Source organism: Methylobacterium sp. 10 (assembly GCF_000519085.1).
Classification (GTDB): domain Bacteria; phylum Pseudomonadota; class Alphaproteobacteria; order Rhizobiales; family Beijerinckiaceae; genus Methylobacterium.
The window spans coordinates 2,326,117-2,338,707 of the sequence record NZ_KI912577.1 but is presented as its reverse complement, the minus strand read 5'-3'; the positions used below and the strand labels follow the sequence as shown (position 1 = coordinate 2,338,707).

Here is a 12,591-nt window from a genome sequence, read left to right as displayed (position 1 = left end):
GACGCGGTCACGCCTTTTTCTGCCAGCGGCCGGATTCGTCCTGCTGCCAGTAGGCGATGGTATGGCCTGCTTCCTTCGCCTGCTTCCACTGCGCCCGCGCACCGAGCAGCGCGTCCTGATCGTTGCCGTCGAACAGGACACAGATACGCTGATACTCCGAAGCGTCGGGCGGCAGCGGCGCGCCGTCCACGAGAAAACGGATGGCGGCGCCGTTGAGATTGCCGTCCTGCAGGGTCAGCACGACGGGCTGGCTCGCCACTTGCGGGTCACGGTCCGTCCCGTGCGGCAGGAAGCTGTCGTCGCTATAGGTCCAGAGATGATCGTCGAGGGCCTGCAGCCGCTCCTCTCCCGATACCTGGATCGCCGCGCGCCATTGGCGCTCCAACGATCGCTCGACGAGGTTCGGCAGAACCTTTTCGAGGGGCTGCTGCTGGAGATGGTAGAACAGGATCTCGGTCACGCGGCCCAGGATAGGCCAATGCCGCCGTTTTGAAAGCGGCGGGATGCCGCTCTTCAGGCGGGCTCGATGAAATGAGGGACGAACAGGGCGGCGTTGCCGGTGATCGGGACCGCGCTTTCTCGGATGCAAAGGCCCGCCGCCTCGTCCCCTACTATCCACGAGCCGATGACGGGCCGGCGGCCTTCGAAGTCCGGCAGCTCGGCCAGCGCCTGGCGGATATGCCGGCCGCCGCCGTAAGGGCCGTGATCCTGCGCCAGGACGGCACCGTCGCGTACCATGAGGATGTTGGCGCCTTCCCGCGAGACCAGGGGTTTCTTGACGAAGGACGTTCCGAGCGAAGCCTTTCGCGGATCGTCCTCGAAGAAAGCCGGCAGCAGGTTCGGGTGACCGGGTTCGCGGGCGTGGAGATGCGCGAGCAATCCCTTGTTCGACAGGATGGCCTTCCAAGGTGGTTCAAGAAAGCGGGTCGTCGTCGCGCCGAGCCCCTCGCCGAAGGCATCCGTAAACGCCCATTCCCAGGGGTAGAGCTTGAACAGCTGCGGGATCGGCGCATGGACCCGGTCGACGAAGCGTCCGTCCTCGTCCCGTCCGATATCGGCGAGGTCGAGGAAACAGGTCGCGAGCCCCGCTTGGCGCGCACAATCTTCGAGATAGGCCACCGTGCCCCTGTCCTCGGGCGCATCGGCATAGGCGGTGAAGGCCAGCGCGCCATCACCGCGAAGCGCGCGGAAGCGGGCCACCAGCTTCTCGTGGAGGGAGTTGAACTGGTCGGCCGCCTCGGGCAGCATGCCGGTTCGCAGCCCCTCTTCCAGCCAGAGCCATTGAAACACGCCGGATTCATAGAGGGCGGTGGGCGTGTCGGCATTGTATTCGAGAAGCTTGGCCGGCCCGGCGGATGCCCCGCCATAGGAGAAGTCGAGGCGCCCGTAGAGGGAGGGGTCTCCCCGTTTCCAACTCGCTCGGATCCCATCCCGGGCATGGAGGGGAATGTCGAGGGAGGCCAGGATCCGCTCGTCCTCGACGGCATCCCCGACGAAGGCGAGGCACAGGGCGTGGATCTCCGCGCTCGGCCCTTCGAGATCGTTCTCGATCTCGGCGAGCGTGAAGGCGTAGGCGTGGCTCTCGGACCAGTACGCCGCGCCATCGAGGGTGTGGAAGGTGAAACCATGCCGACGGGCGGTGTCTCGCCAATCCGGTCGTTCGCCGATGGCCACGCGCCGCATCAGCCACCGCTTCCATGGCTCGAAAAGCCATGCGACGAGAACGAACGGCCGGTGCTTCCAAAGCCACCGTATGCGACTTGGCGCACCGCCGACGAGGCGACCCGCGCAGTGGAGGACGCACCGCCCGAAGACGTGGTGATCCGTCCGCCCCAACCCGTGCAATAGCCCGCGCCACCCGAGTAGCCGGCGCTGACCGCACTCGCGGACTTCGGCGCATGGTCGAAGATCGGCTGGGGCGTGAGTCCTTGATCCGCCCGCCTGCCGATGACGTAGCCGGCCATCCTCGGGACGAAGCGCCCGGTCGCACTCAGGACGATGCCGTCCCCAGGCAGGCAGTGGGACGCACCGTGATGTGCCTCGCAATCGATCATCGTCGCGTAGAGCGGTGCAGCTCCGGGATAGCTCGCGCGGGCGGTGAGATACTCCTCCCGGCAATCCGCGTCCGTCCGAATGCGTCCGGCTATACAAGCCTCCGCATTCGGGTAGACGAGCACATCTTCCTCGTTCTGCGACGGATCGATCCTTGCCAGACCGAAGGCGGCTGCGCCCGCTCCCGCCAGCATGACGAGGGTGACCGTCTGCGAGCGCATGAGGCGCGGCGGCTTGACGGGTGTCGGTGATCTGGTCTCGGATGGCATCCCGGTATGGGCCGCCTTCCGACGACCTGCTCCCTCACGGCACGATGCCGCCTGGACCCGAATGTAAGATCGAGCTTGACCGTTTGAAACCGGCGGCGGAAAAATTCGCCGGTCGCCGGCTCAGTAGGTCATGGATGCGGCGTTGACGATGCCGCCCGCCAGGGACGACGCGGCGAGCAGGATGGACGCCGCCATCTCCCCGCCCTCGATGCGCTGAGACAGGTCCGGCAGGATCAGCCGAACGACGAAATAGACCAGGATCTGCACGATGAGGGCGACCAGCCCCCAGACGATGCAGTCGAGGATCGATTGCGCATTGTAGATCGCCACCGAGAGCGGCAGCGTGTAGCCGATGAGGCTTCCGCCGAGCGCGATGGCGGCCGAGGCGTTGTTCGCGCGGATCAGCGCGATCTCGCGATGGGACGTCGCCGACAGGTAGACCGCGAGATAGACCGCCACGAGGCCGAAGGCCGCCGCCACATAGGCGATGAAGGCGGGCAGACCCGAGATCGAGACCATGGCGCCCGTCCCGCGCTCAGACCAGCCGGCTCTGCACGATGGCGGCCGAGATGAAGCTCTTGAACAGCGGGTGCGGCTCGAACGGCCGCGACTTCAGCTCCGGATGGAACTGGACGCCGATGAACCAGGGATGTCCGGCATGTTCCACCGTCTCGGGCAGAAGACCGTCCGGCGAGAGACCCGAGAAGCGCAGGCCCTTGGCTTCCAGCCGCTCGCGATAGGCCATGTTGACCTCGTAGCGGTGCCGATGGCGCTCGGAAATCTCGGTGCCGCCGTAGATCTCCGCGATTTTGGTATCTGCGCCGAGGGTCGCCTTGTAGGCGCCGAGCCGCATGGTGCCGCCGAGATCACCTTGTGCGGCGCGTCGCTCCAGTTCGTTGCCCTTGAGCCATTCGGTGAGCAGGCCGACCACCGGCTCCCCGGTCTCTCCGAACTCGGTGGAATTGGCGTCCTCGACGCCGGCGAGGGAACGAGCCGCCTCGATCACGGCCATCTGCATGCCGAAGCAGATGCCGAAATACGGGATCTTGCGCTCGCGGGCGAAGCGGGCCGCGCGGATCTTGCCCTCGGCGCCGCGCTGTCCGAACCCGCCGGGTACGAGGATGCCGTTGATCCCCTCGAGGAAAGGCGCCGGGTCCCCGCCCTCGAACACCTCGGACTCGATCCATTCGAGGTTGACCTTCACCCGGTTGGCGATGCCGCCATGGGTGAGGGCCTCGGACAGGGATTTGTAGGCGTCCTTCAGGCCGGTATACTTGCCGACTATGGCGATCGAAACCTCGCCTTCCGGATTGCGCACGCGCTCGGAAATCGTCGTCCAGCGCGCGAGATCGGGCTCGCCCTTGGGCTCGATGCCGAAATGCGCCAGGACTTCCCGGTCCAGCCCGGCTTCGCGGTAGGAGAGCGGCACGTCGTAGATCGAGGCGACGTCGCGCGCCTCGATGACGGCGGTCTCGCGCACGTTGCAGAACAAGCCGAGCTTGCGCCGCTCTTCCACCGGAATCGGTCGGTCGCAGCGGCAGAGCAGGATGTCCGGCTGGATGCCGATGGAACGCAGCTCCTTGACGGAGTGCTGCGTCGGCTTCGTCTTCAACTCGCCGGCCGAGGGGATGTAAGGAAGCAGCGTCAGGTGGACGAAGGCGACGGTGCCACGTGGCAATTCCTGGCCAAGCTGGCGGATCGCCTCGAAGAATGGCAGGCCCTCGATGTCGCCCACCGTGCCGCCGATCTCCACGAGGACGAAATCGAACGCCTCGTTGCCCTCGAGGACGAACGCCTTGATGGCATTGGTGACGTGCGGGATCACCTGGATCGTCGCGCCGAGATAGTCGCCGCGCCGCTCCTTGGTGATGATGTCGAGATAGATCCGGCCGGTTGTGATGTTGTCGGCCTTGGTAGCGGCGAGGCCGGTGAAGCGCTCGTAATGGCCGAGATCGAGATCGGTCTCCGCACCGTCGTCGGTGACGAACACCTCTCCGTGCTGGGTCGGGCTCATCGTGCCCGGATCGACGTTCAGGTAGGGGTCGAGCTTGCGCAGGCGGACCGTGTGGCCGCGCGCCTGAAGCAGGGCCGCGAGGGCCGCGGAAGCGAGGCCCTTGCCGAGCGAGGAGACCACGCCGCCGGTGATGAATACGTACCGCGTCATGGGCTTCGGCTCATAAACAAGGGTGGGTGATTCGCCAAATTTCAAACGATCCCGCCGCCAACGGCGGCAGGGCGAAATCGACGCGAACTGTGGAAAAGCCGGTCCGGCGACGGTTCGAGGCGAGGTGAGAGCGGTCCGCCACGCCTCGTCGGTCTGTGATCAGCGCGACTGAGGCGCCTCGGGGGTGGCGGGCTGGGCCGCGCCCTGTCCCGGACGAAGGGTCTCGAGCAGGTTGCCGTTGGGCGCCACCGGCTGCGTCGTCGCGACTCCGTCGAGGATCGACTTCGGCGCGGCGCTGCGATGGGAAATGACCGCAAGCGTCATGCTGGTGGTGAAGAACAGGGCCGCCAGGATCGCCGTGGCCCGCGTCAGCGCGTTGGCCTGTCCGCGTCCGGTCATGAAGCCCGACACGCCACCGCCGCTGCTGCCACCGCCGAGCCCGAGTCCGCCTTCGGAGCGCTGCAGCAGGACCACGGCGATGAGGGAGAGAACCACGATGAGGTGAATGGAGATCAGGACGGCATTCATGTCGTATCAGTCCGATGTTCCTGGTCCGTGAACCACGTAAGGGCGCATCCGGCGCCCGATGGGGCCCGTCGAGGAACGTCCGCGAAGGGCAGGCTCCTACACGAGATGGTGTCCCGCGCCAAATCCTGCATGGCGTTCATGAGAGGAGAATCGCCTCAGGCGTAAGCGGTGGCTATTCCCAGGAAGTCGGAGGCGACGAGACTCGCGCCGCCCACCAGGGCCCCGTCGACATTCTCCACCGACATCAATTCGCGGGCGTTGCCGGGCTTCACCGAGCCACCGTAGAGGATGCGCACCTTTGCGGCCTCCGCCCCGATGAGCTGGCCGAGCATTTCGCGAAGCGAGGCATGGACCTCGGCGATGTCGGAAGGCGTCGGGGTCAGGCCGGTACCGATCGCCCAGACCGGCTCGTAGGCGATGACCGTATCGGAGGCCTTGGCACCTTTCGGCACGCCGATGGCGAGCTGCGCCCTGACGATGTCGAGGGCGCGGCCCTCTTCTCGCTCTTCCTGCGTCTCGCCGACGCAGATGATGCCGCAGAGGCCAGCGCGGCGGGCGCCCAGAGCCTTGGCATGAACGCCGTCATCGGTCTCGTGGTGATAGGCGCGGCGCTCCGAATGGCCGACGATGACGTAGCTCGCGCCGAGATCGGCCAGCATCTCGGCGGAGATGCTGCCGGTGAAGGCGCCGCTGGCCTTGGCGTGCAGGTTCTGGCCGCCGATAGAAACGGCCGATCCGTAGACGGCCGCCACGCAGGAGGAAATCAGTGTAGAGGGCGGGCAGATGAGGACGTCGATCCGAGAGGTGAGTTCGGGCGAGAGCCCGTCGCGGATGGCCTCGACCACCGGAACCGAACTGCGCAGGCCGTTCATCTTCCAGTTGCCGGCGATCAGCGGCCGCCGTCCCGACTTCGACATCGTATCCCTCGCGCTCAGATGATGCTGGTCCGGCTTCACCGGATCGTGAGCGGGGCCGTAACAGAGCCGACTTGCCGGCGCAAACATGGGCTCGTGGATTGCCCCGGCCTTTGCTGAGGCGAGCGGATGGTCTATCGCGGGCGGCTTGGAGCCGTGCCCCGGCACGCCATCACGACGGATTTTCGAACGTTCCGATGCTGCAGAACATGCGTAGTGCGAGCCAGCATTGGCTCGGCAAGATCATTCTCACGGTGGTCTTCACCTTCCTCATCGCCGGCGTCGCGATCTTCGGCGTGGAAGATTTCTTCCGCTCGAACTCCGCGACGACCGTGGCCACGGTGGGCAAGACGCAGATCACCTCGGAGGCGGTGCGTTCGGCCTATCAGCTGCAGCTGCAGCGTTATCAGAGCCAGTTGCAGCGCAGCCTGACACCCGATCAGGCCAGGGGCCTCGGTCTCGACCGGCAGGTTCTCTCGCAGCTGATCAGCGAGGCCTCCCTCGACCAGCAGGCCAAGGACCTCGGTCTCGTGATCCCCGATTCGGCGGTGCTGCGCGCGATTCAGGAAGAGCCGACCTTCAAGGGGGCCAACGGCTCCTTCGACCAGACGCTCTTCTTCCAGACGCTGCAGCGCGCCGGGATCAACGAGGCGATGTTCGTGCGCGACCAGCGCGCCGCCGCCGGACGGCTCCAGATCGCCGAGGCCGTGGCCGCGGACATCCACGTCCCCGCCGCCCTGCGCGAGGCCGTGCATCGCTACACCACCGAGCGCCGCGCGGCGTCTTTCCTGATGCTGCCCCCTTCCGTGGCGGGTGACATTCCCGCACCGACCGACGAGGAGGTGAAGACCTTCTACGACGAGAACAAGAGCGCGTTCCGCGCGCCGGACTACCGGGCCGTGACCCTCCTCGCCCTCGATCCGCAGGCGATGGCCAAGCCAGACGCGGTCACGGACGAGGACGTGCAGAAGCGCTACGACCTCGCCAAGGCGCAATACGGCACACCGGAGCGGCGTACGATCCAGCAGATCGTGTTCCCCGACGAGGCCTCCGCCGAAGCCGCGCGCAAGGAGATCGAATCCGGCGAGAAGCCGTTCGAGGCCGTCGCGGTCGCGCGCGGTGTCGATGCGAAGGAACTCTCCCTGGGGAACCTGACGAAGGCCGAGCTGTTCGATCCGGCCGTAGCAGATGCCGCGTTCTCGCTTGCTCAGAACAATGTGAGCGTCCCGGTCAAGGGTCGCTTCGGCACCGTGCTTCTCCGCGTCACCGCCATCGAGCCCGAGACGCGCAAGCCCCTTGCCGACGTGGCGCCGGAGATCCGTAAGACGATCGCCCTTGAACGCGCCAAGACCGCCGTCGAGAAGGACCACGACATGATCGAGGACGAGCGCGCCAACAGCAAGCCGCTGGCCGAGATCGCCAAGGAGCGGGGCCTCACCCTCGTGACGGTGCCGGCAGTGAGCGCCCAGGGGCTCGACCCGTCGGGCAAGCTCATAGATTCCATCCCGGATCGCGACACGACGCTGCCGATCGTGTTCCGCTCCGAGATCGGGAGCGACACCGAGGCGCTTCGCCTGAAGTCGGGCGGCTACCTCTGGGTCGACGTCACCGGCATCGACCACGCCCATGACAAGCCCCTCGACCAGGTGCGCGACCAGGCCGTCGCGCAATGGCGCGCCGCAGAGGTGGCCAAGCGCCTGTCGGAGAAGGCCCGCAGCCTCACCGAGCGCTTGGACAAGGGCGAGGCCATCGACACGCTGGCGACGGAAGTCGGCGTGCAGGTGCAGACCTCGACGGACATCGCCCGCAGCCAGGCCAAGGACGGCCTCTCGGCCGACGTGGTCAACCGCCTCTTCGCCGTCCCGGTGGACAAGGCTGTGTCGGTTGAATCCGGCGAGTCTCGCGTTGTGGCCAAGGTCACGGCGGCGACGATGCCCGCCTTCGTGCCCGCCAGCCCCTCGGACGAGGCGATCTCCAAGCGGTTCCAGGCGACCCTCATCGACGACATCCTCGGCGAATACATCGCCGACGTTCAGAAGAGCGTGGGGATCACCGTCAACCAGACGGCGTTCCGGCGCGCGATCGGCGGCGAGTACTGAACCGACCATGTTTCAGGAGCCGGATTACGCCGCCTTCGCGGAGGCCTACGAGGCAGGGCGGCCGACCCTCCTCAACCTGACCCTGGTGGCCGATCTGGAAACGCCGGTCGCGGCCTTCCTCAAGCTGCGTGCGGTCCATGCCGGTCCAGCCTTCCTCCTCGAATCCGTCGAGGGCGGTGCGGTGCGCGGCCGCTACTCAATGATCGGCCTCGACCCCGACCTCGCCTGGCGCTGCCGCGACGGCCGGCCGGAGATCGCGCGGGGCTGCGACCTGTCGGCGTTCGCGCCCGACGAAGCCTCGCCGCTGTCAAGTCTCCGGTCTCTCATCGCCGAGAGCGCCATCGGAGACGATGACCGCACCGAGCTTCCGCCCATGGCGGCGGGCCTCTTCGGCTATCTCGGCTACGACATGGTCCGGGCCATGGAGCGGCTCGGGCAGTCGAACCCGGATCCCCTCTGCGTTCCCGACGCGATCCTGGTCCGGCCGCGCGTCATGGTGGTGTTCGATGCCGTGCGCGACATCATCACCGTTGTCGGCCCGGTGCGTCCGAGCGCGGGCGTGCCAGCGCGTTCGGCCTATGAAGGCGCCCTCGCCCGCCTCGAGCGGGTGGCCGATGTCCTGGAAGGTCCGCTTCCGGTGGAATCGCGGATCGACCCCCGCTCCATCGCCCATCCCGAGCCCATCTCGAACACCTCGCCTAGCGCCTATCTCGACATGGTCGCGCGGGCGAAGGAGTACATCGTCGCCGGTGACGTCTTCCAGGTCGTGCTGTCCCAGCGCTTCGAAGCGCCGTTCACGCTGCCGGCCTTCGCCCTCTACCGTTCCCTGCGGCGGACCAACCCGGCGCCTTTCCTTTGCTACCTCGACTTCGAGGATTTCCAGGTCGTGTGCTCGTCGCCCGAGATCCTGGTTCGGGTGCGGGAGGGTCGCGTCACGATCCGCCCCATCGCCGGCACCCGCCGTCGCGGCGCCACACCGGTCGAGGACAAGGCCTTGGCCGAGGAACTGCTGGCCGATCCGAAGGAACGCTCCGAGCACCTGATGCTGCTTGATCTTGGCCGCAACGATGTCGGCCGGGTCTCGCGCATCGGCAGCGTGACCGTGACGGGGTCGTTCTTCCTCGAATATTACAGCCAGGTCATGCACATCGTCTCGAATGTCGAAGGCGATCTCGACCCGAGCCACGACGCGCTCGACGCCCTCTCGGCGGGGTTTCCCGCGGGCACCGTCTCCGGTGCGCCGAAGGTCCGCGCGATGGAGATCATCGACGAACTGGAACGCGAGAAGCGCGGCCCCTATGGCGGCTGCATCGGCTATTTCGGCGCGCGCGGCGAGATGGACACCTGCATCGTGCTGCGTACCGCCATCGTGAAGGACGGGCGGATGCATGTTCAGGCTGGCGCCGGCATCGTCTACGATTCCGATCCGGCCTCCGAGCAGCAGGAATGCGTGAACAAGGCGAAAGCCCTGTTCCGCGCGGCCGAGGACGCCGTGATGTTCGCCAGCCGGGCGCGGCGGGGGCAGTAATCTTTCCGCGCTAGAAAGCGACGCGCAGCATGTATCGCGATTGCCGATAGACATCGAATCGGTTGTACATCGGCAGGTCTCAATGGTGGGAGAGCGTGATGGCGGGGACCGAGATCGATGCCATCAGGGATCTCCTCGCGGCCAGTCCCCGATCCTCGAATCTCGAAGAGCGCCGTGAGCGGCTAGACGGATTCGGCACACATTATCCCATCCCCCACGATGTGACGGTCGTGCCCGTCGATGCCGGCGGGGTGGCGGCCGAATGGACCGTGAGCCCGGAGGCGGACCCAACCCGCGTCGTCCTGTTCCTGCATGGCGGCGGATACGTGTCCGGCTCGCTTAACAGTCACCGGCACATGATGGCCGAGACGGGCCGCGCCGCCGGAGCGCGCACGCTGGCCCTGGATTACCGGCTCGCCCCCGAGCATCCGTTTCCCGCGGCCCTCGATGATGCCCTGGCGGGTTACCGATTCCTCCTCGATTCGGGCGTCAGCCCCGGAAACATCGCCCTGTCCGGGGAGAGCGCTGGCGGCGGGCTTGCCGTAGCGACGGCCCTCTCGCTGCGTGATGCCTGCCTGCCGCTTCCGCGCTGTCTTTGGCTGATGTCGCCCTGGGTCGATCTTGAGATGACGGGCGCTAGCATGGACACCAAGGCGGGTGTCGATCCCCTGATCCAGCGGGAGTACCTAATGGAACTCGCGGAGGCCTATTGCGCAGGGAAGGACGCGGCGACCCCGCTGATCTCACCGCTCCACGCGGATCTGACAGGCTTGCCGCCGATGCTGATTCAGGTCGGCACCGCCGAGACCCTCCTCGACGATTCCCTTCGCCTCGCCGGAGTAGCCGCCTCGGCGGACATCGCAGTGACGCTTCAGGCCTGGCCGCACATGATCCATGCCTGGCATATGTTCTATCCGCAGCTTGCCGAAGGGCGGCAATCGCTGGCGAGCGCCGGCGCCTTCATCCGCGCGCATCTGGAGATCTGATCAGTGGAGGAGGCTGCGCGGGGCCGCGTCGTCGTCGCGTCCTGCCTCGGCATGCTCTGCCTCGGCGCCAATGGCACCGCGATCATGGCCGCCCTACCGACGATGGGCAGAGACCTCGCTCTCAGCGAAATCGACGTGGAATGGGCGGTGAACGCCTATCTCCTTGCCTCGGCGGCTTTCATCATCCTCGGCGGCAAGATGGCCGACCGGGTGGGCGCCGGCCGCGTCGCGCTTGCGGGACTCCTTCTTTTCACACTGTCCTCCTACATCATCGCGCTTGCCGGTTCGGCATCCTCGGTCCTCGTCGGTCGGGCGCTTCAAGGCGTGGCGGCCGCCTTCGCCGTTCCTGGAACGCTGACCCTCGTCGGCAGAGCGGTACCCGCCGAAGGGCGCGTGGGAGCGATCGGAGCCTGGGCCGGGTTCCTGATGTTTGGCTTCAGTCTGGGACCGCTGATCGGGGGCGCACTCACCCACCTTCTGAAATGGCGTGACATCTTCTGGCTGAACGGCGCGGTGATGCTCTGCGCCGCGATCGGCATCGCTCTTTCGGCACCGCTGCGGGCGCCTCCGGGGAGCAACCCCCCTCCCCGCCTCGACCACGTCGGATTTGTTCTGCTGGCGCTCCTGATGGTCGCCGCCATCGTCGCACTTCAAGGCGTGCGGGGGCTGCTCGAAGCGCCCGCGCGCTGTCTCGTCCCCGCCGCCGTCGCGATTGGATCCCTCGTCCTCTTCGTCAGGGCCGAGCGACGCCGGGACGCTCCCTTCGTCGATTTCCACGTGCTCGCACATCCTGCTTTCCTGCGCGCCACCGCGACCGGTGCTGTCGCCATGTTCTGCATTCTTCCCCTGCTGATGTTCCTCAACATCGATCTGCAGGGATCGGAAGGGCTGGCACTCACCCCGGTAGAGGCCGGCCTCGCCACACTGCCGATGAGCACCGGGTTGCTCGCCGTCTCGCTCTTCGCGCCGGTGATGGTGCGTCGCTTCGGTCCGCGCATCTCGATGATGGTGGCGATGCTGGCCATCGTCGGGGCGAGCCCAGTCGTCGCGCTGGCGGCCGAAGACGAGGCGCTCGTTCCACTCGCCATCGGGCTTCTGCTCATCGGAGCGGGCCTTGCGCTCCCCTATGCCACGGCACCACGTCTCGCCCTAGCCGCCCTGCCTCCGCAGAGTGCGGGGCTGAGCTCCGGCCTCGTCAATGCCGGGACATTCCTCGGGGGTAGCCTCGGCGTCACCATCAATGCGCTCGCCTTCGCGACAGGCGGCCTCGCCGCCGTCATGGCAGTGATCGCGACGGCCGGAGTCATTGGCTTCGCATTGTGCCGCGCCATGCCACCGAGCGATCCGCATCGATAAGACGCGAGGCCAGGAGGCTTGACCCTCCTCCCTCACCTCGTCACACGAGGGAGACCAAGAGAAGCGCGATCATGGCCAACGTCCTCGTCATCGACAATTACGATTCCTTCACTTGGAATCTCGTCCATCTGATCGGGCCGCTTTGCGGATCGATCGATGTCGTGCGCAACGACCAGATCACCATCGACGAGATCCGCAAGCGCGCGCCCGACTCGGTGGTGCTGTCGCCGGGGCCGTGCACGCCCAACGAGGCCGGCGTGTGTCTCGACGTGGTGCGCGATCTCTCCGGAGAGGTACCGATCTTCGGAGTCTGCCTGGGCCTCCAGGCAATTGGGCAGGCCTTTGGCGGCGACGTAGTACGGGCGCCAAAGCCGATGCACGGCAAGGTCTCGAGCATCACTCACAGAGCCACGGGGGTCTTTCGCGGGCTGAACGGCCCCTTCGATGCCACGCGGTATCACTCGCTCGTGGTGGAGCGCGGTGGCTGCCCGCAGGATCTCGTCGTCACGGCGGAAGCGGACGGGCTCATCATGGCGCTGGAACACGCCACGCTGCCGGTCCACGGCGTCCAGTTCCACCCGGAGAGCATCCTGTCGCACCACGGCTCGAAGATCCTGCGGAACTTCCTCGACATCGCCGCCGCATGGAACGAGGCGCGTGACAATCGAGGGGCCGGCGTGCATTGACGCTTCAAT

12 protein-coding genes are annotated in these 12,591 nt (G+C 66.7%); 5 read left to right on the top strand and 7 right to left on the bottom strand.

Annotated elements, in window-relative coordinates; all coding sequences use genetic code 11:
* Positions 1-7 precede the first annotated feature (7 nt).
* From K368_RS0110745 to tpiA, 7 genes are all read right to left on the bottom strand, one after another.
* Positions 8-460 (bottom strand): DNA polymerase III subunit chi, encoded by a 453-nt coding sequence (locus K368_RS0110745; protein ID WP_027172419.1) that lies wholly within the window; start codon positions 458-460, stop codon positions 8-10.
* Positions 461-513: 53 nt separating this feature from the next.
* Positions 514-1,683 carry a glutathionylspermidine synthase family protein gene (locus K368_RS0110740; protein WP_027172418.1) on the bottom strand — a complete coding sequence of 390 codons (1,170 nt, stop codon included), beginning with the start codon at positions 1,681-1,683 and terminating at the stop codon, positions 514-516.
* Positions 1,683-2,273, bottom strand: coding sequence for a DUF1190 domain-containing protein (locus K368_RS0110735; RefSeq protein ID WP_036266186.1), 591 nt, complete (start codon positions 2,271-2,273; stop codon positions 1,683-1,685). Before K368_RS0110735 ends, K368_RS0110740 begins: the two co-directional genes overlap by 1 nt.
* A 168-nt stretch (positions 2,274-2,441) precedes the next feature.
* Positions 2,442-2,840, bottom strand: a complete 399-nt coding sequence (locus K368_RS0110730; protein WP_027172416.1) for a DUF350 domain-containing protein — start codon at positions 2,838-2,840, stop codon at positions 2,442-2,444.
* A gap of 16 nt (positions 2,841-2,856) precedes the next feature.
* Positions 2,857-4,485 carry a CTP synthase gene (locus tag K368_RS0110725; RefSeq protein ID WP_027172415.1) on the bottom strand — a complete coding sequence of 543 codons (1,629 nt, stop codon included), beginning with the start codon at positions 4,483-4,485 and terminating at the stop codon, positions 2,857-2,859.
* A 159-nt stretch (positions 4,486-4,644) separates the two neighbouring features.
* The gene (gene secG, locus K368_RS0110720; protein ID WP_027172414.1) at positions 4,645-5,013 is read right to left on the bottom strand and encodes a preprotein translocase subunit SecG; all 369 of its coding nucleotides are present in this window, start codon (positions 5,011-5,013) and stop codon (positions 4,645-4,647) included.
* 155 nt (positions 5,014-5,168) lie between these two features.
* Entirely contained in the window at positions 5,169-5,930 is a 762-nt protein-coding gene (tpiA, locus tag K368_RS0110715) for a triose-phosphate isomerase (RefSeq protein WP_027172413.1), read from the bottom strand.
* 194 nt (positions 5,931-6,124) lie between these two features.
* On the opposite strand from tpiA, the gene K368_RS0110710 reads away from it, so the two are divergent.
* The 5 genes from K368_RS0110710 (at position 6,125) to K368_RS0110690 (ending at position 12,582) form a co-directional block, all read left to right on the top strand.
* A complete protein-coding gene (locus tag K368_RS0110710; RefSeq protein WP_027172412.1) occupies positions 6,125-8,026 on the top strand; it encodes a peptidylprolyl isomerase in 1,902 nt (633 codons plus the stop codon).
* A 7-nt stretch (positions 8,027-8,033) separates the two neighbouring features.
* Positions 8,034-9,554, top strand: a complete 1,521-nt coding sequence (trpE, locus tag K368_RS0110705; protein ID WP_027172411.1) for an anthranilate synthase component I — start codon at positions 8,034-8,036, stop codon at positions 9,552-9,554.
* Between the two features lie 98 nt (positions 9,555-9,652).
* Positions 9,653-10,540 carry an alpha/beta hydrolase gene (locus K368_RS0110700; RefSeq protein WP_027172410.1) on the top strand — a complete coding sequence of 296 codons (888 nt, stop codon included), beginning with the start codon at positions 9,653-9,655 and terminating at the stop codon, positions 10,538-10,540.
* A 3-nt stretch (positions 10,541-10,543) separates the two neighbouring features.
* Positions 10,544-11,896, top strand: coding sequence for an MFS transporter (locus tag K368_RS0110695; protein ID WP_027172409.1), 1,353 nt, complete (start codon positions 10,544-10,546; stop codon positions 11,894-11,896).
* A gap of 71 nt (positions 11,897-11,967) precedes the next feature.
* The gene (locus tag K368_RS0110690) at positions 11,968-12,582 is read left to right on the top strand and encodes an aminodeoxychorismate/anthranilate synthase component II (protein WP_027172408.1); all 615 of its coding nucleotides are present in this window, start codon (positions 11,968-11,970) and stop codon (positions 12,580-12,582) included.
* The last annotated feature ends 9 nt before the right edge of the window (positions 12,583-12,591 follow it).

Excerpts from the sequence above, each read along its gene's own strand:
- K368_RS0110740 (WP_027172418.1), bottom strand. The coding sequence starts at position 1,683 with ATGCGGCGCGTGGCCATCGGCGAACGACCGGATTGGCGAGACACCGCC.
- K368_RS0110735 (WP_036266186.1), bottom strand. The coding sequence starts at position 2,273 with ATGCGCTCGCAGACGGTCACCCTCGTCATGCTGGCGGGAGCGGGCGCA.
- K368_RS0110730 (WP_027172416.1), bottom strand. The coding sequence starts at position 2,840 with ATGGTCTCGATCTCGGGTCTGCCCGCCTTCATCGCCTATGTGGCGGCG.
- K368_RS0110725 (WP_027172415.1), bottom strand. The coding sequence starts at position 4,485 with ATGACGCGGTACGTATTCATCACCGGCGGCGTGGTCTCCTCGCTCGGC.
- secG (WP_027172414.1), bottom strand. The coding sequence starts at position 5,013 with ATGAATGCCGTCCTGATCTCCATTCACCTCATCGTGGTTCTCTCCCTC.
- tpiA (WP_027172413.1), bottom strand. The coding sequence starts at position 5,930 with ATGTCGAAGTCGGGACGGCGGCCGCTGATCGCCGGCAACTGGAAGATG.
- K368_RS0110710 (WP_027172412.1), top strand. The coding sequence starts at position 6,125 with ATGCTGCAGAACATGCGTAGTGCGAGCCAGCATTGGCTCGGCAAGATC.
- trpE (WP_027172411.1), top strand. The coding sequence starts at position 8,034 with ATGTTTCAGGAGCCGGATTACGCCGCCTTCGCGGAGGCCTACGAGGCA.
- K368_RS0110700 (WP_027172410.1), top strand. The coding sequence starts at position 9,653 with ATGGCGGGGACCGAGATCGATGCCATCAGGGATCTCCTCGCGGCCAGT.
- K368_RS0110690 (WP_027172408.1), top strand. The coding sequence starts at position 11,968 with ATGGCCAACGTCCTCGTCATCGACAATTACGATTCCTTCACTTGGAAT.